The sequence below is a fragment of the Roseburia sp. MSJ-14 genome (assembly GCF_018918225.1).
In the GTDB taxonomy this organism is placed as follows: Bacteria; Bacillota; Clostridia; order Lachnospirales; family Lachnospiraceae; genus Petralouisia.
The window spans coordinates 267,856-292,068 of the sequence record NZ_JAHLQD010000008.1; the positions used below are offsets into that span (position 1 = coordinate 267,856).

The window sequence follows — 24,213 nt, forward strand, 5'->3', positions numbered from 1 at the left end:
TTTTTATGAAAAAACGGAAAAACGAAAAAAAGACATTGCGTAAAGGTATAGTAATTGTAAGTATGGCAACAATCTTGATATTATTTCAGTCGGGTAATGTTCACGCGGCTGGAAGTTCAGAAAATATGAAAACTCCAGTTATAATTACAGAAATCGTAGCAGATACAGATAATGTAAATGGGGCAGATGCCTGGGAATATGTGGAACTATACAATACAAGCAATCAAATCATTCAATTGAATCAATATGAATTAATTTATAATGGAGATATTTGGAGCCCTGATCAGAGTGGGATTACGATAGAACCTGGAAAAACAGTAGTATTATGGATTATTAATGATGGGAACAAGGATTGTACAGCGGAAGAATTTAATACCTATTATGGTACCAATCTTGAAATGGGAAGAAATCTTGCTACGATACATAGCGGTGGACTTCATAATTCATAAGAAGTTTAACACGAACTTAGAGTTAAATAAAAATTTGTTTGAAATTCATAATGGGGGAATGGCAAATGGCAGTGCAAGAGCACTTCGTCTTACTACAAGAACAAAAGAACAGGTAGATTTTGTTGCGTATAATATGGTGGCAGGGGTAAAAGACCTACATGCGGATAAAGGAATTACTTACCGTTATGATGCTATTTCCAATAAGACTCTTATGCTTGCAAATGATGCAGAACCGACTCCGGGTGTTGTTACTGCGGAAGAAAGTCCAATGCATGCAGAGGTTCGCATACCGGATGAGGAGCCAACAATTAATAATCAGACAGTGGCAGAGTTTCAAAATGACGGGGGAGTGACGTTTTCAGTACAGGCATCTTCCGGTATGGGTTTTGTTAAACGTGTAGTGCTTCAAGTAAAAGATAATACAATGGAAGAGTATGAAAACTACAATTTATTGAAAAATGGAGATAGTGATGTTTTCCGGAAAAGTATGGAAGCAGTAGATTTGTATGGAAAGAAGTATTTTGATTATAGATTTATCGTTAGTGGTGGTTTTCATACAGTAGTAACTGAGGAAAAAAGGATAACTTCTACAAGTTCACAAGAAGATACTTTGCGATTTGAAATGGAAAAAAATCAGTATAAATCTGAAGATAACCAGTATCTATCAGGGGAAACTTCAATTATAACTACAGGAGACCAATTTTTGTTAGATGAAAAGGATATAACAGCAGAGACTGTAAGTTCTATTGCGGGAAACGCAAAAATTTTAATTGATGTGAGTCAAACAGATACATTTTTTAAAAATGCAATTGCGATTGGAGATAATGTGATTGGAATTTTCAATGAGGGAACTTATGAAAATTGGGCAACCGTAGGATATGATGTGGATGCTTCTTATTTTGTAAAAGGAGATAGTTTGACCATTGATATTCATGCAGGAAATAAGGCAAATCCGTTAGAACACAATGAAGAAAATAATGACGATTTTGTAGTGAAAAACATACGTCTTGTATTACCAGATGGAAGAACATTGCGCGCAAAAGGGTATGAAAATCCGGAGACGATTATAAATATGGGGGATTCAGCAGGAAAAATAGAAATTCTTCATGCTAAATTTACTGCACCGGATGCTGCTTATCAGGCAATTCGTTATGATGTGGATACGAATACCCTTGCAGATGGAGAACATGTGTTTACAGCAAAAGATGGGGGAGAAGAACGTAGATTGACGGTACATGTAGATAATACACCAGCGGAAATTATTTCCAATATAACCGATGGAGAAGTATGTAAAGGAACTTATACAATTGAGCCGTCTTTCGTAGAAGAAGGTTCAGGAGTTTCCTCAGTGACTGCTAAGCTGGATGGAAAGAAAATAGAACTTCCGTATGAGTTTCGTTCATTAGAAATGACAGCAGGAGAACAACAGGAAAAAATAGAGACATTAAACGGATTCCCGTATCAACAGTTTGAAATTCAGGTTGGAGAAACGGTAACGGAAAATGACCAGATTCAGGTAAAATGGAAGGGAAACAGTAATAGTGAGAAAACGAAGTTGTATGTTTATTCTGTAGTAACAGGAAAATGGGATTTGGCGGAAACAAAAAGTACAGAAGAAGACGGCGAAAAGTCATTGACAGCTTTGATTAGTCTGAAAGACCATATTGAGAATGGAAAAGTAAAGGTAATGGTTCAAAGTGGAGAAGGGTATACACCGGTTCAGTATGAAGAAGGTGCAGCAGCATTGCCATCGGATAATCCAAACGTTAAAGTAGCGAATGAAAAAGATACACCGAGAAATCAGTATGATTTTACCTTTGCAGTTGAGTCGGATACCCAGTATTATAATGAAGACTATGTGGGAAATCCTCAAAAGGACGTAGATGGAAAGTATCAATATCAATTGGATATTCATGATTGGATTATTGCAAATCAGCCAAGAATGAATATTCAGTATTTATTCCATGATGGAGATATTATTGATGATGCGCCACTCATCCCGGGGTGGGAAAATGCAGATAACGCATATAAGAAATTGGATGATGCAGGAATTCCTTATGGTATTCTTGCAGGAAATCATGATGTAGGACATTTAAGTGGAGATTATACAAATTATTGCAAGTATTTTGGCGCAAGTCGTTATGAGAACAGACCATGGTATGGCGGAAATAATAAGGATAATCGTCAGCACTATGATTTGATTACAGTAGGTGGTATTGATTTTATCATGCTATACACCGGATGGGGAATTGAAGATGAAGAAATCGATTGGATGAATGAGGTATTAAGCCAGTATCCGGAAAGAAAGGCAATTTTGAATTTCCATGAATATTTATTAGCCAGTGGTGGCTTGGGAGAAGAACCGCAATGGGTATATGATGAAGTGGTTTCCAAAAATCCGAATGTATGTATGGTATTATCAGGACATTATCATAATGCACAGACAGTGGTAAGTCAGTTTGACGATGATGGAGATAGTATAGCGGAACGCAATGTGTATCAAATGCTTTTTGACTATCAGGGATTAGCAGAAGGCGGAATGGGATATATGCGGTTGATGCATTTTGACCTGGAAGGACAAAGAATTATCGTAAGAACCTATTCTCCATCATTAGATGATTATGATGCAAAGGATAATAGTAACCTTGGAGGAGAAGCGATTGTAGGAGAAGAAGATTTTGAAATACCTTTTGCAGACCTTGGAATTGTTTCGAAAGAAAAAGTTTTATCCACTACGGACTTTGATGTAAATGTGTATACGGATCAGGTAATTGGAGAAGTAAAGAATGTGGAAAGTGGAAGCAAAGCAGAATACACATGGACCGATGCACAAAATGGAGTCTATGGATGGTATGCAGAAATCAAAGATGATTTTGGAGGAAACGTTTGTACAGATGTAAGATATTTTTCATTGAATCGGGATATTGTAGCACCAGTAATTACACTTCCGGAAAAGAATGAAATAGTACAGGATGCAGAATTTACAATCATGGATGGTGTTACAGCAATGGATGACAGAGAGGGGGATTTGACCTCTGCGATTAAGACAAGTGGAAACATTGATATTCATACACCGGGATTGTATACGATTGTTTATACAGTTAGTGACAGTAGTGGAAATGAGGCGCAGACAACAAGAAATATTACAGTCTTAGAAAAAAGAGAAGGCACAGAAAATAAAGATATAACAGCACCTGTTCTTACAGTACCCGGGGATGCGGTAATAAAGGTAGGTGAAGCGTTTGATGTACGAAAGGATGTATCGGCGCTGGATGATGTTGATGGAGATTTAACAGACAAAATACAAATAAGTGGAAAATTTGATATTCGTACACCGGGAACTTATGTGATTGTTTATCGTGTTAGTGATAATGCCGGAAATACAGCAACGGCAGAAAGAAAAATTACAGTAGAATACAATAATGTAGTAAAGACTGGTGATTCAACATTCTTAGGCTGGTTTGGAATAGGATTAGTAACGCTTGGAACTATGGTGAAAATTAAAAGAAAGCGGATGAAAGACTTTAAGTAATACAAAAAAGCATTTGTCAAAGGTAATAATATTGATAAATGCTTTTTTTACTTGATTTTTTTATCCAAAACCTTTATAATATTTAAAGATTTGTTTCCAATATGCCAAAGTGGCGCAGTTGGTAGCGCGTCGCATTCGTAATGCGCAGGTCGAGGGTTCGAGTCCCTTCTTTGGCTGAATAGCATTTATCATTATCTAAGAGATTTTGGTAAATGCTTTTTGTGTATTAGGATATTAAAAAAGTTAAATTAGAGAAAGTTTTGTGCTAGGATTTTTCTTTAAAGTATGTTATAGTAAGGGAAAATGTGTAAGTGATGCATGAGATGGAGAAAATAACGTAAGGAGTAATTGAATATGGAGTTGACAAAGGAAGAAAAGCGAGCAATAAAAAGAGGATATGCATATAGGAGCTGGAGAAGAAGAAATTGGCTGACAGGTATATGCGGTCTTTTGTGGATTTTTGGTGGAATGTTTTTGGTGAAAATAAGTGCGCTTGGCGGTGTAATTTATTTCATTGGCGTAGCTCTTACAATTTTTGCAGAATTCTACAATTTTAAGGGTAGGTGTTGGCAATGTCCACGGTGTCAGGCGAAGCTTCCGAAGATAGAGAGAATGCAAGGGTATGTATATCCATTTTTGGAGAAAAATTGTTATCGGTGCGGGCTGGATTTGACAATTCAACGGAAAGAAGAATGTAAAGCCAAAAAGAATTAAAAAGGCAATCGGGTAAAAGCAAATGGAATTAAGATAGAATAGTTGAAAAAGAAGAAAAAGAGATGGGCAAGGGGGAATGGGGAATGGATGATAGAGAAGAAATTGTAATTGAAGAATTTAAAACCAGTAGAAAAAATATAAAAAATGATGGAGGGGAAAAAATGAAAAAAGATTATATAATTCCCGGAGCGTATGGAATAGCAATGTTGTTGGCAATATTGGCAGGAATTTTTTTGCTGGATATGCCGATTGTTATTGTATGTATAATTTTAGTATTGGAATCTATGATAGGAGTGTGTCTTCATGATATGCCTATTTGGGTGCATGGAATAGAAATTATTATAAGTATAGTTGCAGGAATTATTTTTAAAGAGACGGTTTTTATGGTAATTGCGGCAGTTATTTATGTGGTTACGATCTTTGCACTTCATTTTATGAGAGAGTCTAAGAGTCAGTCATGAATCATCAGGTAAATGTTTATTATAAGTATTGTAAGGAAAAGGAAAATTATATAGGCGATTACCACCGGTATCAGCGTGAACTGGCAGATAAGATATTAGATTATGGACTAAAAGAGATATTTCAAATAGACGGGGCAGAAAAAGTCATAGAAAGATTTTCTTATGGAAAGCCGTATTTAAAAGGAAAAGAGCAATGTCAATTTAATATCAGCAATACCAACGGAATGGTGGTTTGTGCCATAGGGGATGTTGAAATTGGCGTGGATGCAGAAAAGAAAAAGTCTTTTCGAAAGGCAATATTGAAAAAGTGTGCAACCGGTTTAGAAAGAAAATATATTTTGGACGGACAAGAGGCAGAACAGGAAAGTCGTTTCTTCCAACTTTGGACACTAAAAGAAAGTTATGTGAAAATGACCGGCGAGGGATTGAGAATTCCATTGCAGGAAGTAGCGTTCACTGTTGCAAAAGAAGAGGCCGGAGAGAACGGAATCATATGCAGTAAAGCAGGAAATTTTTATCAGTATCAGGAAAAGGAATATTGGATATCTTTGTGTGCAAAAGAAAAAGTAACCGTGCAATGGATTCCCGGCGTATAATAGTAAAGAGATAATAGAAGGTGAAGAATAATATGACAAAGCAAGAGTTTATTGAAAAACATAAGGAAGATACAAAAGGATATTGTCCGTGCGTGGTAGACTATGAAGGAAATGTATATGAATGTCCCAAAGGACATTTGGAAGCATTAATGGAATTAGGAAGAGAAAAGAATTTATTATTGGAAATACCAGATAATATTTCACCATTGTTTTATATGATATTTCAGACAAGGGCAGTAGCGGTCGATTATGAGAATCAGGTATATAGTGATGAACTGACACAGGAACAACGTTATACGTTGATAGAGTTAAGTGAAGTAGGATTGATTCGTATTAATCTAAAAAATATACATGAGAATATACAGTTGTAAAAGGATAGAATCTCCTTAGTGGAGCGTTTTTAATGTAATAGGACGCAATTTCCTATTACATAAAGAAAAGGTGGCTGTATAGCAAGGTGGCTGTATAGCCACCTTTTTAATGATGTTTTAAACAATATTTTTCTGCAATCGCAATTGCCTGGTAGAGTGCAATGGCAATAATACAAAGAATTGCAATACTTAGGATAACCCAATCTAATTTGAAAACCTGACTGCCATAAATGATTAAATAGCCAAGACCAGCACGGGCAGCAATAAATTCACCGATGATGACACCTACCAGACAAAGTCCGATATTTACCTTCATGATAGAAAAAAGAGAAGGGAGACTGGAGGGGAGTACGACTTTGGTAAGCACATGGAATTTATTTCCGCCAAGAGTATAAATCAACTTTACTTTTTCTGTATCTACAGATTGAAAACTATTGTAGAGACTTAAAATAGAACCAAAGATAGCAACGGACATTCCGGTAATAATAATAGTATTGTAATTTGCACCAAGCCACACAATAAGAAGGGGAGCTAATGCAGACTTGGGAAGGCTATTTAAAACTACCAGATATGGTTCTAAAGTTTCGGAAATGTGTTTATTAAACCATAATATAATAGTTATGAAAAGAGCAAAGAATATCACAAGTAGAAAGCTTACGATGGTTTCAAAAAGTGTAATGCCAATGTTAGTAAAAAGTGTATGATCTAATATCATGCCATAAGCGCAAAGGAAAAGCTTCGAGGGACTACTGAAAATAAAGGAATCAATAAGTCCGCTTTGAGAAGCAACTTCCCAAAGTCCGAAAAATAAAAGAAAAATGCACAAACGGCTGGTTCTGACAGAGCGTTTGTGACGTTTTTGCGCTAATAAAAAATTTTGTTGTGCTAAAGAAATTTCAGTCATCAGAGTTCAGCTCCTTCCAGATAGTATTGAAATAGTCCTTGAATTCCGGTGCATTTCTACGTTGCAGAGGAGTCATAGTATCAGAAAAATTGATTGGTACAATGGATTTTATGGTAGCGGGACGTTTACTGAGTACCAAAACCTGATTGCCAAGGCTAACAGCTTCGGAAAGGTCATGGGTAACCAGGATGGCAGTTTTTTGTTCCTTTTTTATAATGGAGCCAATATCGTCTCCAACAGTAAGTCTTGTCTGATAATCAAGGGCAGAAAAAGGTTCGTCTAATAATAATAACTCAGGTTCTAAGGCAAGTGTGCGAATCAGTGCAGCACGTTGACGCATGCCACCGGAAAGTTGAGAAGGTCTTGCGTCTTTGAACTTGTACAAACCATAACGTTTTAACATATCCATGACTTTTTCTTGATTTTCCGGTGTAAGTCGGTTTTGTATTTCCAATCCTAAAAGTACGTTTTTTTCAATGGTGCGCCATTCAAAAAGGTGATCATGTTGCAGCATATAGCCGATAGTGCCTCTGCCTTTTTCAAAGAGTTTTTGACCATAGAGCAAAATGGAGCCGTGTTCTGGCTCAATAAGTCCCGTAAGAAGAGATAATAAGGTGGATTTTCCACAACCACTGGGACCTACAATGCTTAAAAAGTCACCCTTATGAACGGTAAAATTTATATTCGTTAAAGCCGGAGTTTCTCCTTCTAAGGTATGATAGGAGTAACTCACATGGCTGATTTCCATAAGTTTTTCCATAAGAATCTCCCGTTTCTTTTGTATATTATATGTGGGAAAAGAGTATGAGTGCTATATAGAAAGGGCACTGTCAAGATATTTTCATATAGTAGAAAATGTGGTAGAATATGAAGTGCATAATTATAAAAATAAGTGGAAGTGAAATGTATGAAAGATAGGCATAAGATATCTTTTGTAATTGCAATGGGGCTGTCTTTGGTAATGCTTGCAGGATGTGCAGGTGGGCAGTCGGCAAATGTTGCAGTCACAGAGAAAAACACTCAGTCGGAGGATACCGGTAAGAACACTCAGATAAAGGATACTGGTAAAAACACTCAGGCAAAAGATTCCGGCAATGAAGCAGAAAACAGCAATATTGCAAAGACAGAAACGGTTGAAATAATTGAGCCACAGAAGGCAGGAGAGGTAATCAACAGTGATGCAATAGAAGCAATGGGTGTGGCGAATTTGTTTTATAGTAGTGAAATATCACCGGATATACAAAATAGAATCATGGGCAGTTCTTATCAGGAAAATGAAGATATTGCATTATCAGAATTGCGGTATTTGCGTGTTTTATATTACGGATTTGATGGAGAAACACATATCGGAGAAATGATTGTAAATGAAAAAATTGCACAGGATGTTTTGGAAATTATGCAGGAATTGTATGAAAATCAATACCCAATTGAAAAAATGGTATTGATTGATGAATATAATGCAGACGATGAAGCAGCTATGGAGGATAACAATACGTCAGCCTTTAATTATCGAAAAATTAATGGGAGTACAAAGTTATCCAAACATAGTATGGGGTTAGCAATAGATATTAATCCTAGATTTAATCCTTGCGTAAAAACAATCAATGGAGCCTTATCTGTGGAGCCAATTAATGGAGAAGCATATACAGACCGTACACAGGAATTTCCATACAAAATAACAAAAGAGGATTTATGTTATCAGTTGTTTATTGAGCATGGTTTTACCTGGGGAGGTAGTTGGAATTCATTAAAAGACTACCAACATTTTGAAAAAGATATTTGAAATAGGATAAACATTGCATTTTTATTATGATTAATGTAAAATAAATGCAATGTACTTTTATGAGGTAAAGACATGAAGCGTAATTATCAAAAAGAGTTAGAAGAACTTTTGAAAAACTTAAAAGAGCAAAATACAGTACCAACGCTTTTTTTACATAGCTGTTGCGCACCTTGTAGCAGTTATGTATTGGAATATCTGTCAGAGTATTTTCAAATTACTGTGTTCTACTACAATCCCAATATCTATCCCGATGAAGAATACTACAAGCGGGTAGAGGAACAGAAACGGTTTATTGAACGTTTTCCGGCAAAACATAAGATTTCCTTTGTAGAGGGAAATTATGACAAAGACCGATTTTATGCAATTGCAAAAGGTTTAGAACTGGTACTGGAAGGCGGAGAACGTTGTTTTGCATGTTATGAATTACGCTTGCGTGAGGCAGCCGAATATGCCAAAGAACGAGATATGGACTATTTCACCACAACCTTGTCTATCAGTCCGATGAAAAACGCAGAAAAGCTAAATGAGATTGGAGAAAAACTGGTACAGGAATATGGTGTAAAATATCTGACATCCGATTTTAAAAAGAAAAACGGATATAAGCGTTCGGTAGAAATTTCTGAAGAATACGGAATGTATCGCCAAGACTATTGTGGATGTGTGTTTTCCATGCAAGAGCGGGAACGACAAAAGCAGGAGTATCGAGTGATTCGGATTATAGAGCCGGATTTTGGATGCGAAGGCAGACCGGAAGGGGAAAAGCCGACAGACATCGTATATCTGGAAAATATAAAAACACAAGAACAGTTGAGTATAAAAGCGTTAGATGAAGTTCTATACAAAAAAGAGATAGAAGAAAATTCGATTATCACTGGAAAAGTATTAGAACAAATTAAAAGGTAAATAATTAAATCATAATTATACAAATAAAAAAACACAAAGAAAGAGGTAAGTTATATGGCACAGTTATGGGGCGGACGCTTCACAAAGGAAACAGATCAATTAGTTTATAATTTCAATGCGTCCATATCATTTGATAAGAAATTTTATAAGCAGGACATGGAAGGAAGCATTGCACATGTAAAAATGTTAGGAAAGCAGGGCATTCTTACAGAGCAGGAAACAAATGACATTGTAAAGGCAATTTGTGAGATTTTAAAGGAAGTAGAAGAAGGAAAGTTGGAGATTTCCCACGAATATGAAGATATTCACAGCTTTGTAGAGGCAACATTGATTGACCGTTTAGGAGATACCGGTAAGAAATTACATACCGGAAGAAGTAGAAATGACCAGGTAGCATTGGACATGCGTCTTTATACCAGACAGGAAGTTTTAGCGGTAGATGATTTATTAAAAGAATTGTTAAATGCAATTTTAACAATTATGGAAAATAACACAGATACCTTTATGCCGGGATTTACACATTTACAAAAAGCACAGCCTGTTACCTTGGCACATCATATGGGAGCTTACTTTGAAATGTTTAAACGTGACCGTTTACGTTTACAGGATATTTACCATAGAATGAATTATTGTCCATTAGGTTCCGGTGCATTGGCAGGAACAACTTATCCATTGGATCGTGATTATACAGCAGAGTTACTTGGATTCTATGGACCGACTTTAAATAGTATGGATGGTGTATCTGACAGAGACTACTTAATCGAATTTTTATCTGCAATGTCTACCATTATGATGCACTTAAGCCGTTTTTCAGAAGAAGTAATTATCTGGAATTCCAATGAATATCAATTCGTAGAAATTGACGATGCATACAGTACCGGAAGCAGTATTATGCCACAGAAGAAAAATCCGGATATTGCAGAATTGGTAAGAGGAAAGACAGGACGTGTCTATGGTGCCCTGACAGCACTCCTTACAACTATGAAAGGAATTCCATTAGCATACAACAAAGACATGCAGGAGGATAAAGAATTAACCTTTGATGCAATGGATACTGTAAAGGGATGTATTGCGTTATTTACGGGAATGTTAGCAACAATGAAATTTAATAAAGATAAAATGGAAGCCAGTGCCAAGAACGGATTTACCAATGCAACAGACGCAGCGGATTATCTGGTAAATCATGGAGTGCCTTTCCGTGATGCACATGGTATTGTTGGAAGAATTGTTCTTTATTGTATAGAGAAGGGAATTTCCATCGATGATATGTCATTAGAAGAATTAAAAGAGATTAGCCCGGTATTTGAAGCGGATATTTTTGAAGCAATTTCTATGGAAACATGTGTAAATAAACGCCTTACTATTGGTGCACCGGGACAGGAAGCAATGAAAAAAGTAATTGCCATAGAAAAAGAATATCTTTCTAAGGACTGGAAAGAAGAATTAACCGACTGGGAAAGCAAATTAGTAAAATAGAAAATAAATACAAAACCCTGCATATTTATACACATTACCTATAAACGAATTAGATAAAATGGTAAATTTGTATAATATTCGGGGTTGCATTTTCTTGTAAAGTGTAATAATATATTTACTACAAAGACAATTGTACGTGACAAACGGACAGAATAAAAACGAGGAGATTTAGAAAAATGAGTCAAAAGTTAAAAGTAGGTATTCTTGGTGGAACAGGTATGGTAGGACAGAGATTTATCTCTTTATTGGAAAATCATCCATGGTTTGAAGTAACAACAATTGCAGCAAGCCCACGTTCTGCCGGAAAGACATATGAAGATGCAGTAGGTGATCGTTGGAAAATGGATACTCCAATGCCAGAAGCAGTAAAGAAAATCGTTGTTATGAATGTAAACGAAGTAGAAAAAGTTGCTGCTGAAGTTGATTTTGTATTTAGTGCAGTAGATATGTCTAAAGATGAAATCAAGGCAATTGAAGAAGCATATGCTAAGACAGAGACACCGGTTGTTTCTAATAACAGTGCTCATAGATGGACACCGGATGTACCAATGGTAGTACCGGAAATCAATCCGGAACACATGAAAGTTATCGATTTCCAGAAGAAACGTTTAGGCACTACCAGAGGATTCGTAGCAGTAAAGCCTAACTGTTCTATTCAGTCTTATGCACCAGTTTTAACAGCATGGAAAGAGTTTGAACCATATGAAGTAGTTGCAACTACATATCAGGCAATTTCCGGAGCAGGAAAGACTTTCAAAGATTGGCCGGAAATGGTTGGAAATATCATTCCATACATCGGTGGCGAAGAAGAAAAGTCCGAAAAAGAACCTCTTCGTATCTGGGGCGAAATCAAGGATGGTGTGATTGTTCCTGCAACAAGTCCGGTTATCACATGTCAGTGTATCCGTGTTCCGGTATTAAACGGACATACAGCAGCTGTATTTGTTAAGTTTAAGAAAAAACCAACCAAAGAACAGTTAATTGAAAAATTAGTAAACTTTAGCGGTGTGCCACAGGAATTAAATCTTCCAAGTGCTCCAAAGCAGTTTATTCAGTATTTAGAAGAAGATAATCGTCCTCAGGTATCTGAAGATGTAAATTATGAAAACGGTATGGGAATCAGCGTAGGACGTTTGAGAGAAGATACCGTATATGATTGGAAGTTCATCGGATTGTCTCATAATACCGTAAGAGGAGCAGCAGGTGGAGCAGTACTTTGTGCAGAACTTTTAAAGGCACAGGGATATATTACAGCAAAATAAAATCTTGATATAAAAAAAGAGGTTGCGCAGGCAGCCTCTTTTTGCTTATAATAGAAAGTAACAAAAAGATAAGGGAGAAGGGAAACGTTACTATGAACGAACCAGATTTTATTACATTAACGATTGGAAAACAGAAAAGTATTGCATTAATTGCTCATGACAGCAAAAAACGGGAATTGATTTCATGGTGTGAGGAGCATAAAGAGGAATTGAAGAAACATTTTTTATGCGGAACAGGAACAACCGCCCGCATGATTACAGATCAGACCGGACTTCCGGTAAAAGGATATAATAGTGGCCCATTAGGAGGAGACCAGCAGATTGGAGCAAAGATTGTAGAAGGAAAAATTGACTTCGTTGTATTTTTCTCCGATCCATTGGCAGCGCAACCACATGACCCGGATGTAAAAGCATTACTTAGAATTGCACAGGTGTATGATATTCCTATGGCAAATAACCGGGCAACAGCAGATTTTATGATTACTTCATCATTTATGAATGAATCTTACGATCATAATATTATTAATTTTAAGAAAAATATTAAAGACAGGGCAAATACCTTATAGAAATTTAGAGGAGACAGCCATGACAGGAAGAAATGCACAGATACGAAGATTAGAAGAATTATATCAGCAACAAGGAAATCAATTGATTGTATTATATGGAAGACGGGAAAATGGGATTCAGGAATTATTGCAGAATTTTTGCAAGGAAAAGAAATCCTTTTATTATCATGCGCCGGAGATTTCAGCGAAGGCGCAGGTGCAGAGGATGTCTCGGGAAGTAGAAAAGCAATATGACGTATCTATTTCTGAAGTATCCTATGATAGTTGTTTTAGCCGTACCAGAAGTGGTGATGCAAGTAAGCTGGTGGTGATAATAGACGAATTTGAACACATCGTAAAAAGAGATGAGCAGTTTATGGAAAGCATTGTGAGGTTAAAAGAACATAAACTTTATCCGGGACCGGTTATGATTCTTCTATATACATCCGCAGTAGCGTGGGTAAATCAAAATATGCCGAAAGTCTTAGGAAAGTATCAAAAGAAGTTAGATGGCATAGAGCAGCTTTCAGAGCTGAAGTTTGTAGAGATGGTAAAGTCATTTCCAGATTATACCGTCAGTCAAAGTGTAGAAGTGTACGGAGTCATAGGTGGAGTGGCGAAATATATCAAACAATGGGATGAAAAACGCGATATTCAATATAACATTTGCAAATATATTTTGGCACCGGATGGGTTCTTATTCCATGAGGCAGAAAGAGTTATCAGTAGCCAATTGCGAGAACTTTCTGTGTATAATACCATCTTAGAAGCAGTAGCATCCGGAAAACGTAAGCTTAACGATTTATATCAGGAAACAGGATTTTCCAGAGCGAAGATAAGTGTCTATTTGAAGAACCTTATGGCATTTGGCATGATAGAAAAGGTTACGTCCTTTGAAACAGGAGGATGGGAAAATGTTCAAAAAGGCTTATATCAGATAAAAGATACATTTATTAATTTCTGGTTTAAGTTTGTATATCCACATTTATCCGACTTGTATCAGATGAAACCGGAAGAATTTTATGAAACATACATTGCAGACGGTTTAGAAGAATATTTGAATCGTTATTTTGTAAAAGTATGTATGGAATACTTAGAACTGATGAATCAGGTACATAAACTTCCACTACAGATACATAAAATGGGAACCTGGGTTGGAAAGCGTGGGCATATTGATATTATTGCTCAAAATGAAATACGAGAAAACCTCATCTGTTTATGTAACTGGTCAGAACCGGAAATGACTTTTGAAATGTGCCAAAAGTTATTCCAGAGTATGGAACAGGCAAAACTTACAGCGAACTATTATTATCTTTTTTCCGCAAAGTCATTTGATGAAAAATTAAGAAAAATGGTTGCTGCGGACAAACGTATCCTGTTAGTGGATATGAATCAGATGTAACGATAAAAGAAAGCAGGATATGGATTTATGGCGAAAGCTTTATATATAGCAGAAAAACCCAGTGTTGCCAGAGAGTTTGCAAAGGCATTAAAACTGGATTTAAAAAATCATGATGGATACATGGAATCCCCGGAGGCAATCGTGACTTGGTGTGTAGGACATTTGGTTACCATGAGCTATCCGGAAGTCTATGATGCAAAATACAAGAAATGGAGTCTTGCTACATTGCCATTTCTTCCGGAAGAGTTTAAGTACGAAGTGATTCCGGGAGTAAAGAAGCAGTATGATATAGTGGCAGGACTTTTAAATCGTCCGGATGTGGCAACCATTTATGTCTGTACGGACTCAGGACGAGAAGGAGAATACATTTACCGTCTGGTGGAACGACAGGCAGGAGTGACCGGTAAGGATCGAAGAAGAGTCTGGATTGATTCCCAGACTGAAGAAGAGATTTTACGAGGAATCCGAGAGGCGAAGGATTTATCAGAATATGATAATCTTTGTGAGTCTGCATATTTGCGGGCAAAAGAAGATTATCTCATGGGGATTAATTTCTCCAGATTATTGTCCTTAAAGTATGGAAATGCGATTTCTAATTTCTTAAACACGAAATATACTGTGGTGAGTGTAGGTCGTGTAATGACCTGTGTTCTTGGAATGGTAGTAAGAAGAGAACGTGAAATTCGCGATTTTGTAAAGACTCCTTTTTATCGTGTGCTTAGTAACCTGGATATTCAAGGACATCAGGTAGATGGAGAATGGCGCGCAGTGGAAGGGTCTGCCTATTTTCAATCTCCAAAGTTATATAAGGAAAACGGATTTTTAAAGGAAGAAGATGCAAAACAGTTAATCGAAGAACTGAAGGGGACAATGCCGGAGGGAGCATTAAAAGCGGTAGTAGTTTCTATGGAAAAAAAGAAAGAAACGAAAAATCCACCGTTGTTGTACAACTTGGCAGAACTTCAGAACGATTGTTCCAGACTCTTTAAAATCAGTCCGGATCAGACTTTGCAAATTGTACAGGAATTATATGAAAAGAAATTAGTGACATATCCCAGAACAGATGCCCGTGTGTTATCCAGTGCGGTAGCCAAGGAAATACATAAAAATATTGGAGGATTGAAAAATATTCCTTCTGTTAAAACTTATGCAGAAGCTATTTTGGAGAAAGGCACTTATAAAAATATTGCAAAGACAAGATATGTTAATGATAAACAGATTACCGACCATTATGCTATTATTCCAACAGGACAGGGGTTTGGTGCTATTCGTACCTTGAATCAGACAGCGTTGAATGTTTATGAAACCATTGTGCGAAGATTTTTAGGTATTTTTTGTCCACCGGCAATTTATCAGAAAATCAGTTTGGTAACCGGAATCGGTACAGAGAAGTTTTTCTCCAGTTTTAAAGTATTGGCGGAACCGGGCTATTTAAAAGTGATGGAATATTCCTTTCAGAAGAAAAAAGAGACAGACAGTACAAACAGTGGAAACGGAGAAACAGAAGAGTCTTGTGATGTAAGTTTTATGGAGGTTCTCTCGGGACTGAAAAAGGGCATGGAACTGGGTGTGAAAGATTTGAACATCAAGGAAGGCGAAACAGCTCCACCAAAACGTTATAATTCCGGTTCTATGATTCTTGCTATGGAAAATGCCGGACAGCTCATTGAAGATGAAGAACTTCGTGCACAGATTAAGGGAAGTGGAATTGGTACCAGTGCAACCCGTGCTGAGATATTAAAAAAATTAGTGAACAATAAGTATCTGGCATTGAATAAAAAGACACAGATTATTACTCCAACCCTATTGGGAGAAATGATATATGATGTGGTAAATGCATCTATTCGCTCTTTGTTAAATCCAGAATTAACAGCTAGTTGGGAAAAAGGGTTGAACTATGTGGCAGAAGGAAGTATTACTCCAGAGGAATATATGGTAAAACTGGAAAACTTTATTAAGTCCCGCACCAGTGGGGTATTAGGATTGAACAATCAGTATGCACTAAGGGGATATTTCCAAAAAGCGGCGACTTATTATAAAACGCCGGCGAAACAAACCGGAAAGACCAAAGGAAAGAAACAGACAAAAGAACAAAAAGAGAAAGAAAAAGAAGTAGCGTCCACTACTTAAACTTTAATTTTAATAAAGAAGAAATATGTTGAAAGAAGGAAGTAAAAATGGAAACAGCAAAAATCAGTAACTTATATACACTAGAGGAGACAATCGCAGCAGATTTGTTTCAAAATCACAATTATCCATGGGAAGTATTACCGGAAATCAGTGCCTTTATCGTAAAATTAGGAAAAACATTAGACCCGGCAGTATACGAACAAAAGGGAGAAAATGTTTGGATAGCTAAAAATGCTAAAGTAGCACCAACAGCATTTATCAATGGACCTGCAATTATTGATGAGGAAGCGGAGATTCGTCATTGTGCATTTATCCGTGGAAATGCAATTGTGGGAAAAGGTGCGGTAGTCGGAAACTCAACAGAACTGAAAAATGTGGTACTTTTTAATAAAGTGCAGGTGCCACATTACAATTATGTGGGAGATTCCGTGTTAGGTTACAAAGCACATATGGGAGCAGGTTCCATTACTTCTAATGTGAAATCCGATAAAACTTTAGTAGTAGTAAAGGATAAGAAAACCGGAGAAGAACATGCAACCGGATTAAAGAAGTTCGGAGCAATGTTAGGAGATGAAGTGGAAGTAGGATGCAACAGTGTGTTGAATCCGGGAACAGTGATTGGAAAACACAGCAATGTATATCCATTGTCTATGGTGCGTGGTGTGATACATGAAAATTCTATTTATAAGAATAAGAACGAAGTAGTAGAGAAGCGATAGTATGAATTCTGACAGTAAGATAAAGTTAGAAAAACGGATGATGAATTTGTCCCTGTGTGGAAGTATTGCCTTTGTACTGGTAGAGGCAATAATGGCATATGTGACACATTCTCATTCTTTATTGATGGACTGCATTTTTGACATAACAGATTTAGTAATGATAGGTCCGTTTTTGCTGTTGGTACCGCTGTTGTATCGTCCTGTAACGGAACGCAGACCTTATGGTTTTTCCCAAGTAGAATCCCTGTTTTTGGTTGTAAAATATATTGTGCTGTTAGTGATTACCCTGCAACTTATCTGGGACAATATAAAATATATTTTGCATGGTGGGCATGAAGTGGATGCCGGACAGGTAGCATTTTTTGAATTGGGAGTTTTTGCAGGATGCCTGGTAGTATATTGTTTGCTTTACTATTACAGCAGACGTTATGCATCGGTATCTATACAGGCAGAAATGTATAACTGGAAGCTGGATGTAATCAGCAGTTTGGGAGTTGCGTTAGCATTCTTCGGACAAATGTTATTTCAAAATACATCCTATGATTGGATTACTCCATATATCGATCCGGTTGTAGCGATTGCAATGGCATTGATATTGATTGTAGAACCAATAAAAATAATCGGAAGAGGTGTGCGAAAATTAGTTTTGTTTGCCCCGGAAGAAGAGGTAATGAATGAAATCCGCTCCATTGCAGAAAAATATATGCAGACTTGTTCCTATACCATTGAATTTTTGGATGTAATTCAAACAGGGCGAAAAACCTGGGTAGAAATCTATATTGACAGTCCAAATGATATTATTACAATGCGTTCTCTTAGCAGAATTCGAGATGGAATACGAGAAGAATTAAAGAAGGAATTTGATCAGGTCTATGTAGAACTGATACCTAATTTACCGGAGTAAGAAAATTTAAGATTAACTTAAGATAAAACATATTGACAGAAAATGATACGCATATTATTGTATTAAGTAACTAATACAATCGTATGCGTATTATTATATATAAAAAAGGAGAAAAGTTATGTTAGAAGTTCAAGAGTTAACGAAAAAATATGGAAAAAATCTAGCAGTAGACCATGTGAGTTTTGCAATTCCCGATGGAAAAGTAGGAATTTTATTAGGACCAAATGGAGCAGGAAAGTCCACAATTATTAAAAGCATAGCGGGATTATTACGGTATGAAGGTGGAGTTGGTATTCAGAAAATGCCTGCAAGAAGTTTAGAAGCAAAGCGTATCTTTGGTTATGTGCCGGAAATGCCAGCAATGTTTGAAGCGTTGACCGTAAGAGAACATATAGAATATATTCGTCGTGCATATAATTCAGGAATAACAGACGAAGAGGTAGATGCACTGTTAAAAAGATTTGAACTGGATGATAAGCAGGATAAGCTTGGAAATGAGTTGTCCAAGGGAATGATGCAGAAAGTAAGTATTTGTTGTGCATTGGCAGTAAAACCTAAGGTACTTATGCTGGATGAACCCATGGTTGGATTAGACCCTGCGGCAATCAAAGAATTAAAAGAAGTAGTACTGGAATTAAAAGAACAGGGTGTTACGATTTTGATTAGTACTCATATGTTGGAAATGGTAAAAGATTTGTGGGACATTATGATTATTATGGAAAAGGGAAAAATAGAAGCAGCTTTCCCCAGAGAACAGGCTCAAAACGAAGATATTGAGGAGCTATTCTTTAAAATCACAGGAGGCGGGGAAGAAAAATGCAAGGATTGATTTATCTTTATCAGCGAACAATTGTAAATAGAATCAAAAAAGCAGTAAAGAAACCAACTACCTATGTGGGACTTGTTTTTGTAGTATTCTATGTAGTGATGATTTTCTGGAGCTTTCAGATGATTATAAATGATGCTAAAATTGCAACTCCTGAAAATATGGTAACAGTACTCTCCTGTATTATTTTATTGATTCTTCCCAGCAATGTAATTAGTTATAGTAAAAGGCATGGGCTACTGTTTCGACCTTCCGAGGTACATTTCGTTTTTCAGTCTCCGGTAAGTCCAAAGACCATACTAATGTTTGCAGGAATAAAATCCTTTGCAGGAAATCTTCTGATAGGAATTGCAATTTTTGTATTTGGTATCTGTTGGTTTCATGCGGGAGTAGGGCAGATGTTACTCTATTTTCTGTTTTTTGAAGTGTTTGAAACTATTTTAGAAGCAAGTATTATTATTTTTTGCTATGGCAATGAAAAATTACATGAAAAGTTTTTCAAGGGGTTAACCATTGTAATGTATATTTTCATGGCTGTTATAGCAGGAATCGGAATTTATCTTTTAATGACCCGGAAAATGGAATTTTCTGTAATTCGTGAATATTTAGATATGCCTGTTATTCAACTGATTCCTATTGTGGGCTGGAATATTGCAGTAGCACATTTAATCTTTGTGGGACCAAATATAATAAATGTTATTGGAACTGCATTATTTTTAACTTCTACACTTGGAATGCTTTATGTGGCGAGAAAAATGAAGTGTACCGGCGAATACTTTGAAGATGCAGAAAAGTTTGCAGATGAGATTCAGGCAAAGCGTATGGAAGTGAAGAAAAGAGGAACCGTATCACTCCGCTTTGGGAAAAAGAAAAAATATCGGGAAGCTGCGGTGGAATATAAAGGAAAATATGCAAAGGCAATTTATTACCGACAGTTATTGGAATATAAGAAAAATAGGATGTTTATTTTTGGATGGAATACCTTTATGTGCCTAGTTGCCGGAATTGTAATCGGAGTATATGGATGTCTTGGAGATATTGAAGCGTTCGGACAATGGAAAGTATTTATTATTCCGGGAATTGTAGCCTATGCAGTATTTATTTTTAGCGGATATCCTACAAAATGGTCAAAAGAGTTAGAAAGTCCTTACACTTACCTGATACCGGATACATCTTTGAAAAAGGTTTGGTATTCCACAAAAATAGAACATCTTCGTGCGTTGATAGATGGAATCCTTATTACTGTTCCGGGAGCAATTACATTTCAAATTAGTCCGGTAATTGCAGTGTTGACGGTGCTTTTGTACATGTGCCTTATGGCAAATCGTTTATATTACGGAATGTTAGCGGATACGGTGATTGGAAAAAATCTGGGAAGTACTGGAAGAAGTCTTATAAAAATGTTCCTTCAGGGAATTGCTATGGTAATTGCAATGATAGCTGCGGCTGTAGGATATGTTGTTTGGGGATTAGAAGCAGGATTCTTTTTGATGATTTTATTTATGGCACTTTTAACCTTTGCGGGAGCAGCTGTTGCAGCACTTTCTTTTGTGAAAATGGAAGCATTGGATTGACGAATTCGCCAAAATGTGATTAAATATGATTAAGTATGTTAAATACATAACAATCAAAATTTAATGTATGGATTGAAAGGAGTCTTAAAATGATTTACACTCAGGAAGTTGAAAACATGTGCCCAGTAGCAAAAGGCGCAAAACATGAACCAGCTCCAATCCCAGAAGAGGGAAAATGGGTTCATTCCAAAAAAATTGAAGATATTTCAGGTTTTACACATGGTGTAGGCTGGTGTGCTCCTCAGCAGGGTGCTTGTAAGCTTTCATTAAACGTAAAGAATGGTGTTATCGAAGAAGCATTGGTTGAAACTATTGGATGTTCTGGTATGACCCACTCTGCAGCTATGGCAGCAGAAGTTTTACAGGGAAAGACCATTTTGGAAGCATTAAATACAGACCTTGTCTGTGATGCTATCAATACAGCAATGAGAGAGTTATTCTTACAGATTGTATACGGACGTACTCAGAGTGCATTCTCTGATGACGGACTTGCAGTAGGTGCTGGTCTTGAAGACTTAGGAAAGGGACTTCGTTCCCAGGTTGGTACTATGTACGCAACAAAAGAAAAAGGTGTTCGTTACCTTGAAATGGCAGAAGGCTATGTAACAGGTATCGCTCTTGACGCTGATAACGAAGTAATCGGATATCAGTTCGTTTCTCTTGGAAAAATGACTGACTTCATTAAAAAAGGTGATGATCCTAACACTGCTTGGGAAAAAGCAAAGGGACAGTATGGTCGCGTAGATGACGCTGTTAAGATTATCGACCCAAGACAAGAGTAAGAGAAAGGAGAGAGACGATAATGGCTTTATTTGAATCATATGAAAGAAGAATTGATCAGATTAATTCTGTATTAAATAGTTATGGAATCAGCTCTATCGAAGAAGCTGAAAAGATTACAAAGGACGCTGGACTTGACGTATATGAGCAGGTTAAGAAAATTCAGCCAATTTGTTTTGAAAATGCATGCTGGGCTTATACCGTAGGTGCAGCTATCGCAATCAAAAAAGGATGTAGAAGAGCAGCTGATGCAGCAGCCGCAATCGGTGAAGGTCTTCAGTCATTCTGTATTCCAGGTTCCGTTGCAGACCACAGAAAAGTAGGTCTTGGACATGGTAACTTAGGAAAAATGTTATTAGAGGAAGAAACAGAATGTTTCTGCTTCTTAGCAGGACATGAGTCTTTCGCAGCAGCTGAAGGTGCTATTGGTATCGCTGAAAAAGCAAACAAAGTACGTCAAAAACCATTACGCGTTATCTTAAATGGTTTAGGAAAAGATGCTGCACAGATTATCTCTCGTATCAACGGATTTACATTTGTTGAAACAAAGTATGACTACAAAGAAGCAAAATTAAACGTAGTATACGAAAAAGCATATTCTAACGGACTTCGTGCAACTGTAAAATGTTACGGTGCTGATGATGTTCAGGAAGGTGTTGCAATCATGCATCATGAAAACGTTGGTGTTTCCATTACTGGTAACTCTACTAACCCGACACGTTTCCAGCATCCAGTAGCAGGTACATACAAGAAAGAATGTATCGAGCAGGGTAAAAAATACTTCTCCGTTGCATCTGGCGGTGGTACAGGACGTACACTTCACCCAGACAACATGGCAGCAGGACCAGCTTCTTATGGTATGACAGATACTATGGGACGTATGCATTCTGATGCACAGTTCGCTGGATCTTCTTCTGTACCTGCACACGTTGAAATGATGGGACTTATCGGAATGGGTAACAACCCAATGGTAGGTGCTACAGTTGCAGTTGCAGTTAGTGTAGAGGAAGCAGCAAAGGCTGGTAAGTTCTAAGTAATCATTAAAATTGCATTTTGAGGCGGGATATTTTATCCCGTCTCTATTTATATCATAGAAATATCGCATTGCATTAAAGTGCAAAAGCATATGATATTCCTATGATATAAAAAATGCTCCGCTAAGGAAGTGTACTTCGCGGAGATGAAAAATTAGTCATAAGTGACACAGCTCGGGCACAAAGAATCTGACGAGCAAATTCGTTGTTATAAATAGGCAAGTAGGTAATGAAATGAAGAAATACATATCTGCATTGGTTGTTTTTTTGATAGGACTTCTTTTGTTTTTATCTACTTTTACAGAAAAGATTGATGGGAAAAAAGTAGAACAGAAACCAAGTGAAAGTGAAAAAGCAAAAATAGAGCAACCACAAGAAGTAAAACTAAATATCGGAATATCAGAATGTTTGGGACAAGTTCTATCAGAAGAAGACAAGCGACTTTTAATTGAAGCATTTTACATAGATGAAACAGAAGTGTATACCTTTTTACAAGGACCAAGATCATGGTCAGAGGGAATTCCATGGTCGGGAGAATGGTGCCTTTTTGGGGTAAAAGGGAATTCATTTGGAAATTTTGGTTGTGGACTTTGTTGTATGGCAAATATTTATGATACGCTGTCTCCCTACGAAGTTTCTCCATGGGATATGTGTGAATATGCCATGAAAGTTTCAGGCTATGCTCCCAGAAGAAAGTCAGGAGCTATTGACTGGGGAAATATGAAAGAGGTATTGAAAACTTGCGGGATTTCCTGTGATGTATATTATAAGCCGGAAAGCTATGAGATATTCCAACAGCAGATTGCAAAAGCAAAGTCTGCTGTAGTACTTATCAGTAGTGATAACGATGCTACCTTTTGGAAAGATACACCGGGACATTATGTAAATATCTGGCTATATCAGGCAGAAGATGATACGGTATTTCTGGCAGAACCGGGAAGTCCAACCAATAATCGAACTAGAATACCGTTACGATATGTATATGATGCATTAAAAACTACCAGTAAGTTTCAATATTTATTAGTGGAACAATATCAGGAAGAAGAAAATCAATGGAAAGAGAGTGGCATTGATGAAAACTGGAACCGCCCATAGGCGGTATCAGCTTTCGGCCTCATTTACAATTTCTTCTAAAACACCGATTAAATCTTGAAGCGTATAGAGTTTTACATTTCGTTCTAAAATACAGTTTTTTAATTCAGTGGATAAGGATTCAAATTTATCCTGTAATCCTGGATCAATATAACTTGCCATGTTTATCACCTCAAGAATAGTATGTCTAAAAGTAAATAAGATATACGTTCCTTAAACGGGATTTTTAAAAAGCCCAATCTTTGGGGGAAAATAGGGAAATAGAAAAAAACATATAGTTAAAATAATAACAAGCCCAATCAATAGATAAGTGCAATTTTTAAGTTTACCACTTTGAATTAAACGATAGGCGGATGTAAAAGCAAAAAAGGAACTAAGGATAAAGACAGCAATATCCAGCCAGAAAACATCAAAGCCGAGTATGCCTGTATAAGTGTAGAAAAAAATCGGAATTAGGAAGGTTCCCAGTAGAAGACCTGCAAAAAGTCCGGAGACAGTATTCGGATATGAGCTTTTCTGTTTTGAAATACAAAAAATACTAAAAAGGAGCATAGGAAAGAAAAGCAGTTTCATATGTTCCCAGGTAGATTCATTTACGGGGGCAACCAAGCTGACAAGAAACGCATGATTTGACCAATCATAGGCAAAGTGTAACAGTGTGCCTACGATAACTGTAAAGAAAAAGCCGAAAATAATACAACAACGTAAGTTTTTATACATAGCGACATCCTTTCTGTAAAAATAGTACAATTAATA

The 24,213-nt window shown here is 36.8% G+C and carries 23 protein-coding genes, 1 tRNA gene and 1 pseudogene; 21 read left to right on the plus strand and 4 right to left on the minus strand.

All coding sequences use genetic code 11. The features are described 5' to 3' along the window. Positions 1 to 5 precede the first annotated feature (5 nt). The 7 genes from KQI83_RS03675 (at position 6) to KQI83_RS03705 (ending at position 6,123) form a co-directional block, all read left to right on the plus strand. Entirely contained in the window at positions 6 to 449 is a 444-nt protein-coding gene (locus KQI83_RS03675; protein ID WP_216554824.1) for a lamin tail domain-containing protein, read from the plus strand. Beyond that, positions 412 to 3,981 (plus strand): immunoglobulin-like domain-containing protein, encoded by a 3,570-nt coding sequence (locus KQI83_RS03680; RefSeq protein ID WP_216554826.1) that lies wholly within the window; start codon positions 412 to 414, stop codon positions 3,979 to 3,981. The genes KQI83_RS03675 and KQI83_RS03680 overlap by 38 nt, the downstream gene beginning before the upstream one ends. Positions 3,982 to 4,084: 103 nt before the next feature. Then, positions 4,085 to 4,157 (plus strand) — tRNA-Thr (locus KQI83_RS03685). Positions 4,158 to 4,335: 178 nt separating this feature from the next. Beyond that, positions 4,336 to 4,695 carry a hypothetical protein gene (locus KQI83_RS03690; RefSeq protein WP_216554828.1) on the plus strand — a complete coding sequence of 120 codons (360 nt, stop codon included), beginning with the start codon at positions 4,336 to 4,338 and terminating at the stop codon, positions 4,693 to 4,695. Between the two features lie 83 nt (positions 4,696 to 4,778). After that, positions 4,779 to 5,156 carry a hypothetical protein gene (locus tag KQI83_RS03695; RefSeq protein ID WP_216554829.1) on the plus strand — a complete coding sequence of 126 codons (378 nt, stop codon included), beginning with the start codon at positions 4,779 to 4,781 and terminating at the stop codon, positions 5,154 to 5,156. Next, positions 5,153 to 5,752 (plus strand): 4'-phosphopantetheinyl transferase family protein, encoded by a 600-nt coding sequence (locus tag KQI83_RS03700; protein WP_216554830.1) that lies wholly within the window; start codon positions 5,153 to 5,155, stop codon positions 5,750 to 5,752. Before KQI83_RS03695 ends, KQI83_RS03700 begins: the two co-directional genes overlap by 4 nt. 32 nt (positions 5,753 to 5,784) lie before the next feature. After that, positions 5,785 to 6,123: a hypothetical protein gene (locus KQI83_RS03705; RefSeq protein ID WP_216554831.1), complete on the plus strand. Its 339-nt coding sequence runs from the start codon at positions 5,785 to 5,787 to the stop codon at positions 6,121 to 6,123. Between the two features lie 106 nt (positions 6,124 to 6,229). Here KQI83_RS03705 and KQI83_RS03710 read toward each other — a convergent pair whose 3' ends face one another. Further along, on the minus strand, positions 6,230 to 7,027 hold the full coding sequence (locus tag KQI83_RS03710) for an ABC transporter permease (protein ID WP_216554832.1): 798 nt from the start codon (positions 7,025 to 7,027) through the stop codon (positions 6,230 to 6,232). Continuing rightward, positions 7,020 to 7,787, minus strand: a complete 768-nt coding sequence (locus KQI83_RS03715; protein ID WP_216554834.1) for an ABC transporter ATP-binding protein — start codon at positions 7,785 to 7,787, stop codon at positions 7,020 to 7,022. Before KQI83_RS03715 ends, KQI83_RS03710 begins: the two co-directional genes overlap by 8 nt. A 147-nt stretch (positions 7,788 to 7,934) precedes the next feature. Between KQI83_RS03715 and KQI83_RS03720 the strand changes: the two genes are divergently transcribed. From KQI83_RS03720 to KQI83_RS03785, 14 genes and pseudogenes are all read left to right on the plus strand, one after another. Next, positions 7,935 to 8,810, plus strand: coding sequence for a M15 family metallopeptidase (locus tag KQI83_RS03720; protein WP_253295486.1), 876 nt, complete (start codon positions 7,935 to 7,937; stop codon positions 8,808 to 8,810). A 72-nt stretch (positions 8,811 to 8,882) separates the two neighbouring features. After that, positions 8,883 to 9,500: pseudogene (locus KQI83_RS03725) on the plus strand (epoxyqueuosine reductase QueH); the annotation flags it as partial. 267 nt (positions 9,501 to 9,767) lie between these two features. Beyond that, a complete protein-coding gene (gene argH, locus KQI83_RS03730; RefSeq protein WP_216554836.1) occupies positions 9,768 to 11,189 on the plus strand; it encodes an argininosuccinate lyase in 1,422 nt (473 codons plus the stop codon). A gap of 176 nt (positions 11,190 to 11,365) precedes the next feature. Further along, on the plus strand, positions 11,366 to 12,451 hold the full coding sequence (gene asd, locus KQI83_RS03735) for an aspartate-semialdehyde dehydrogenase (protein ID WP_216554837.1): 1,086 nt from the start codon (positions 11,366 to 11,368) through the stop codon (positions 12,449 to 12,451). 92 nt (positions 12,452 to 12,543) lie between these two features. Continuing rightward, positions 12,544 to 13,017 (plus strand): methylglyoxal synthase, encoded by a 474-nt coding sequence (locus KQI83_RS03740; RefSeq protein ID WP_216554838.1) that lies wholly within the window; start codon positions 12,544 to 12,546, stop codon positions 13,015 to 13,017. A gap of 19 nt (positions 13,018 to 13,036) precedes the next feature. After that, on the plus strand, positions 13,037 to 14,398 hold the full coding sequence (locus KQI83_RS03745) for an ATP-binding protein (protein WP_216554839.1): 1,362 nt from the start codon (positions 13,037 to 13,039) through the stop codon (positions 14,396 to 14,398). A 27-nt stretch (positions 14,399 to 14,425) separates the two neighbouring features. Beyond that, positions 14,426 to 16,528: a DNA topoisomerase gene (locus tag KQI83_RS03750; RefSeq protein WP_216554841.1), complete on the plus strand. Its 2,103-nt coding sequence runs from the start codon at positions 14,426 to 14,428 to the stop codon at positions 16,526 to 16,528. Between the two features lie 47 nt (positions 16,529 to 16,575). Further along, a complete protein-coding gene (locus tag KQI83_RS03755; protein ID WP_216554843.1) occupies positions 16,576 to 17,247 on the plus strand; it encodes a UDP-N-acetylglucosamine pyrophosphorylase in 672 nt (223 codons plus the stop codon). 1 nt (position 17,248) lies between these two features. Further along, the gene (locus KQI83_RS03760; RefSeq protein ID WP_216554845.1) at positions 17,249 to 18,151 is read left to right on the plus strand and encodes a cation diffusion facilitator family transporter; all 903 of its coding nucleotides are present in this window, start codon (positions 17,249 to 17,251) and stop codon (positions 18,149 to 18,151) included. Positions 18,152 to 18,269: 118 nt separating this feature from the next. Then, positions 18,270 to 18,980 (plus strand): ABC transporter ATP-binding protein, encoded by a 711-nt coding sequence (locus tag KQI83_RS03765; RefSeq protein WP_216554847.1) that lies wholly within the window; start codon positions 18,270 to 18,272, stop codon positions 18,978 to 18,980. Beyond that, positions 18,968 to 20,551 carry a putative ABC exporter domain-containing protein gene (locus KQI83_RS03770; RefSeq protein ID WP_216554849.1) on the plus strand — a complete coding sequence of 528 codons (1,584 nt, stop codon included), beginning with the start codon at positions 18,968 to 18,970 and terminating at the stop codon, positions 20,549 to 20,551. The genes KQI83_RS03765 and KQI83_RS03770 overlap by 13 nt, the downstream gene beginning before the upstream one ends. Positions 20,552 to 20,640: 89 nt before the next feature. Further along, a complete protein-coding gene (locus KQI83_RS03775) occupies positions 20,641 to 21,333 on the plus strand; it encodes an iron-sulfur cluster assembly scaffold protein (protein ID WP_177305383.1) in 693 nt (230 codons plus the stop codon). Between the two features lie 20 nt (positions 21,334 to 21,353). Next, the gene (locus KQI83_RS03780) at positions 21,354 to 22,364 is read left to right on the plus strand and encodes a GGGtGRT protein (RefSeq protein WP_216554850.1); all 1,011 of its coding nucleotides are present in this window, start codon (positions 21,354 to 21,356) and stop codon (positions 22,362 to 22,364) included. A gap of 235 nt (positions 22,365 to 22,599) precedes the next feature. Continuing rightward, positions 22,600 to 23,460 (plus strand): hypothetical protein, encoded by an 861-nt coding sequence (locus tag KQI83_RS03785; RefSeq protein WP_216554851.1) that lies wholly within the window; start codon positions 22,600 to 22,602, stop codon positions 23,458 to 23,460. Between the two features lie 6 nt (positions 23,461 to 23,466). Here the strand turns inward: KQI83_RS03785 and KQI83_RS03790 are convergent, their stop codons facing one another. After that, positions 23,467 to 23,619 carry a hypothetical protein gene (locus KQI83_RS03790; protein ID WP_216554852.1) on the minus strand — a complete coding sequence of 51 codons (153 nt, stop codon included), beginning with the start codon at positions 23,617 to 23,619 and terminating at the stop codon, positions 23,467 to 23,469. A 51-nt stretch (positions 23,620 to 23,670) separates the two neighbouring features. Then, positions 23,671 to 24,177 (minus strand): DUF6512 family protein, encoded by a 507-nt coding sequence (locus tag KQI83_RS03795; RefSeq protein WP_216554853.1) that lies wholly within the window; start codon positions 24,175 to 24,177, stop codon positions 23,671 to 23,673. Positions 24,178 to 24,213 lie beyond the last annotated feature (36 nt).